At 64.0% G+C, this 4,095-nt stretch carries 1 protein-coding gene and 2 pseudogenes; 1 reads left to right on the top strand and 2 read right to left on the bottom strand.

Going from position 1 to position 4,095, the window contains the following annotated elements; genetic code table 11:
• Together ACFU4Z_RS28035 and ACFU4Z_RS28030 are read right to left on the bottom strand one after the other, a co-directional pair.
• Positions 1–200 (bottom strand): annotated as a pseudogene (locus tag ACFU4Z_RS28035) (hypothetical protein); the annotation flags it as partial.
• An 855-nt stretch (positions 201–1,055) separates the two neighbouring features.
• Positions 1,056–2,357, bottom strand: coding sequence for a cytochrome P450 (locus ACFU4Z_RS28030; RefSeq protein ID WP_379068429.1), 1,302 nt, complete (start codon positions 2,355–2,357; stop codon positions 1,056–1,058).
• Positions 2,358–3,824: 1,467 nt separating this feature from the next.
• Here ACFU4Z_RS28030 and ACFU4Z_RS28025 point away from each other — a divergent pair.
• Positions 3,825–4,017: pseudogene (locus tag ACFU4Z_RS28025) on the top strand (transposase); the annotation flags it as partial.
• Positions 4,018–4,095 lie beyond the last annotated feature (78 nt).

Here is a 4,095-nt window from a genome sequence, read left to right as displayed (position 1 = left end):
TTCAACGGCGCGATGCGGTTGATCGTCTCATCCCTGTTGCCCACCATCAGGTTCCCGCCCAGCGGCGACGCGTAGGTCCTCTCGTGCGGCGGCAGCGTGATGACTTCGGCTCCGGCGCGAGGTGCCGAGGCCACCGGCGAAAGCGCAGCAAGACACGCTCCGGCGAGCACCAGAGCTACCTTCGTCATGTTCGACTGCATGACGGAGACCCTAGTAGCGCACCGCTATAACGACGGGCTAGGACACGGCTTGCGCTTCGTGCCGTTTCCCATCGGTCACCGCTTGTGCGCCAATACGCGAACATCGTCACCGACAGGTGGTAGTCGCCCGCGGCGATGCCTGCGTCCAGGTCGGCACGGAATTGATCATCTAGGCCACCGGCCTTCTTTGCTGCGGCTGTGCGAGTCAGGGTGACAAGGCGACTTCGGGGGTGGTCGTTGCGGCAGCGGACACTCTGGACCTGGCGTTCCGGTATGCGGGCAACTTCAGGGCGCAGGCGCGGCGATGGCAGCTCGTGTCCGGTTTGCCGGTTTGTTCTGAGAGATTCCGGCAGTGGTGGCGAGGGATGTCGGTCACGATGGTGCGGGTCGGCCATATGTTTTCGAGTCGGCCGGCCGGGGCTTCACTACCCCATGAATGACGTTGTTGGGACGTACTTCTCGCGACGCTAGGAGAATTCCTGTGAACGACGAAGAAAAGATCCAGTCATTCGACAGCTTCGACTCACCCGACGCCATCTCCGAGATCACCGACCGGCCAGCCGAGGCGAAAGCTCCGCGGCGAAGAAAGCTTCATCATCATCCAACTCGGGATAGTGGGCAAACGCGACCCCGCCGCGGTGGAATCGTCTGGTCCGCGCGACTTTCCGAGCCTCCATTTCGGCCCAGTACATGCGGTCTGGGGTCCACCACTCCTGGCTCGTCCATCCGCCGACAATCTCGCCCTGCTCGTTGATTGGCGGGTACTGTCGATTCTGCCGGAGCCCCGGGGACTGCCGCTCCGCGTCGGCGCGGCGAACCCTGTTCTGGCCCGCGAACACACGGCGCAGGCGCGGTTCAGCCGACCGGCTGGTGGCTGTGGACGCGCGGACCCGTGTGCGCGGGAAGGTGCTCGTAACCGTGCAGGGTGAACAGCCGCCGCCGGGTGGGCGGATCGGTCAATCGCAGGTCCGGAAACATCTCGAAGAGTGCGCGCAGGGCATGCGCCGCCTCCATACGGGCCAGACCGCCGCCCAGGCACACATGGATACCGCTGCTGAAGGACAGATGATTGTTGGCGTTGTCCCGGGTGATGTCGAAACGGGCCGGGTCGGTGAAGACGGCGGGGTCCCGGTTCGCACCGGCCAGCGACAGCACCACGGTCGACCCCTCGCGCAACCGGATACCGCCGATCTCCAGCGCTGTACGGGTGGTGCGAGCGGTCGTCTGCACCGGAGGATCGATCCGGAGGATCTCCTCCACCGCATTGGACCAGAGTTCGGGCTCGGCGCGCAAACGGTCCAGCTGATCGGGGTGGCGGAGCAGCCAGATGATGCCCTTGCCGATCAGGTTGACCGTGGTCTCGAAGCCCGCGGCCATCAGCAGGGTCGCCGACGCGCACAGTTCGTAGGTGGACAGATCGCCCGCAGTGACCAGGCTGCTGAGGATATCGTCGCCGGGTTCGGCGCGGAGGCGCTCGACGTGCTCGACGAGATACCGGTGCACCCGCTCCGAGGATTCCATCGCCCGCTGATGCGTCCGCCAGGAGATCCCGAGGTCGAGCAATGGACTGATGTCGTCGCCCCAGCGCAGGAACATCTCGCGGTCGGAGTCCGGGAAGCCGAGCATCTCGGAGATGATGGCGATGGGCACCTGCGCCGCGTACCGCGCCACCAGATCGGTAGGCCCGTCGTCGGGGAGCGCCGCGAGCAGTTCCTCGGTGACTGTCTCGATCCTGTGGCGCAGCCGGGCGACGGCACGCGGGGTGAAGGCCGCGGTGACCGGTTTGCGCATCCGGGTGTGCTCGGGCTGGTCGATCGCCAGCATCGACGGCGGATCCACCGGGTTCGGTGGGAGGGGTCGACGCTCCAGCGCGCGCAGCACAGGGCGTGGCGCGAGCACGGTCGGTACGCCGACACCGAAACGGTTGTCGCGCAGTATCTCCCGGACCATACCGTGATCGAAGGTGATCCATACCGGATGGGTCCGGTGCAACCCACCCTCCCCGCGCATCTTCTCGATCAGAGCGTACGGATTCTCGATACCGTCCGCGCTGCCGGTCAACCGCGCGAACAGATCACCACGACGGAGCAGTACCTTCTTGAACAGGAGGATCACGCCGTGGTTGTTGACCCACCGATACACGTACTGCGGTTTCATTGAGCCCTCCATCGTCGAGCCGTGACGTCCCTTTGGACGTTACGAATATCACATGTCTCGCGGAACCCGCCGGAGGTAGAGTCTTTAGACCCTACCGTGGTGAGAGACGTGGCGTTCAGGGCTCGACACCCGTTCGGCCGCCTCGCGCGGCCCGTCGGCGTACGCCCGACCCACTTAACCGCCGAGCACATCCACGAAGCCGAATCTGATTCCGGCAATCGGGCTTTCACCCGCAAGGAGCTCGTCGCGCTGTTCGACTACGCCGACGAACTGGTGGTGCGCCTCAATGCGTCCGGCTGCAGGGGCTGGCTACCGGCGGTGTTTCCGGATGCTGCGCTATTGAAGTCGGCAACGGCTTGTAGGGATCCAGCTTCTGTGGTCGCGGCGGATACTCCTTACGGGGCTCGGGCCACACCGACTCCGTCGCGCTGGCCACCGTACGCCACCCCACCTTGTGCTTGCGCTCGATGGCACGCATGGATAGGCCAGCACGAAGATCCTGGCGGATAGCCACGTACAGCTCAACTTTCGACATGTCGGACATCGGCAGACTCCCCTCCCGCAACCCGATAATTACACTATAACCGCTGGTGCCGCCTAAATCCGTGACTCCGCAACGCGCCCGTTAAGATTCGTGAGCAACCGCCGTCACGGTTGATGAACAGGGGACGGGCTCGAGGTTGGACCTCGATACCGTCCCGAGTAGTGGCAGATCGTGTTGCATCCCGCACCCGGGGTGTGACACATGAAAGCTGCCGCCGTTCGGCGAGGAGAAGGCCCGATTCGATTTGTCCGACAGGCATTTTCGCTGGTCCTTCACCATGCCCGATTCTCGGACCCGGGTTGTCGAAGATGAGCCGACATTCGGTGGTCATCTTCCGCGCCGTCGTATCGGTTGACACCGCCATCCTGGTGTCGGCGTAGTACAGGGTGGGCCGCTCGGGAATCGCCCTGGGGCTGGCAGATTCGTGCGTATCTGCCAGCCCCATGTTGTCGTCGACTCAGATCGCGCCCCTGTACGCGGCGAAACACTCATCAGGGCACCGATCTCGTGCTCGAACAATTGTCAATACCTGGATGGAGCTATTCGATTTTCAGTCGCCACTGCGTCTCTCCGTCGTGGCATTGGTCGGTGGGCTTGAGCCCGGCGGCGGTGGCAACGGCGGCCGACGTCTAGTGGGTGGGGTGGATATGGGCGATCACGGTCTGGACCGGTCGGCGTCTGAGCCAGGCGATGAGTCCACGGATGGTTTCGGTGGCGATTCCTCGGCGTTGCCAGGGGTCCCCACGCCCCAGGCGATCTCGGCGGTAGGTCCGTGGATGCTGGAGCCGACCGTTGCCTGGGAGGTTCCAACGAGGCTGCCCTCCTCGCGAAGGCTGGCGAGCCGGCGACCAGACGTTGGCGAGCCCACCGATGGGTGAGCGTCCACAAGTGGCTGTCCAGCGAGCTGAATGTCTTGCTGGACACCGCGCAGCGCATGGCAACGCGGCACCAACGAGAACGCTAACAAATTACTGCGCCAGTACCTTCCGAAGGGGCACCAACCTCGTCACCTACAGCCAGGCCGACCTCAATTCGATCGCCGAACGGCTCAACAATCGGCCACGCAAGTACCTCGGCTATCGCACGCCCGCCGAGTGTGTTGCGTTGACAGGTTGAATCTAAGCTGCATTCGTTCATGAACCTTTCGAGAATCGGGCCGATGATGGCCAGTGCATACGGGTGGGTCAACTCGAG

The sequence above is a fragment of the Nocardia sp. NPDC057440 genome, assembly GCF_042802915.1.
Classification (GTDB): Bacteria; Actinomycetota; Actinomycetes; order Mycobacteriales; family Mycobacteriaceae; genus Nocardia.
This window is presented reverse-complemented; position numbering and strand designations above follow the sequence as displayed.

Coding starts and splice junctions, on each gene's coding strand:
- ACFU4Z_RS28030 (WP_379068429.1), bottom strand. CDS start 2,357: ATGAAACCGCAGTACGTGTATCGGTGGGTCAACAACCACGGCGTGATC.